The organism is Streptomyces viridochromogenes, from assembly GCF_001270495.1.
Taxonomy (GTDB): domain Bacteria; phylum Actinomycetota; class Actinomycetes; order Streptomycetales; family Streptomycetaceae; genus Streptomyces; species Streptomyces viridochromogenes_A.
In genome coordinates this window covers 1-310 of the sequence record NZ_LGUR01000148.1, presented here as the reverse complement: position 1 = coordinate 310, position 310 = coordinate 1, and the positions used below count along the sequence as shown (strand labels likewise).

The window sequence follows — 310 nt, the reverse complement described above, 5'->3', positions numbered from 1 at the left end:
GTGCAGTTGGAGCCGGTGGCTGCCCGGCGCAGCTGTCCCCAGGCGTGGCCTGCGTCGACGCCGGGGCCGCGGAGCGAGCCCCCCCCGAGGTGCGCGCCGTCGCGGTTGGCACCCCCCCCGGGGATGCCGAGGCCCAAACTGACGTAACCCTCGAACCCGAAACAGGCATCCTTGTCGTCGGCCACCTCGCCCGGGGACCCGCCGACGAGATCCCTCTGCCCCGCCCCGGCGTCTACGAAGGCCACGCCTGGTGGCAGCACCGCCAGGCAGCCGCCGACTACTACAACACCACCCTTGACCAGCTCACTGA

The 310-nt window shown here is 72.6% G+C and carries 1 pseudogene; it reads left to right on the top strand.

The annotated features are described in order from the left end of the window. Window positions 1–310 (top strand): annotated as a pseudogene (locus ADK36_RS50200) (hypothetical protein); the annotation flags it as partial.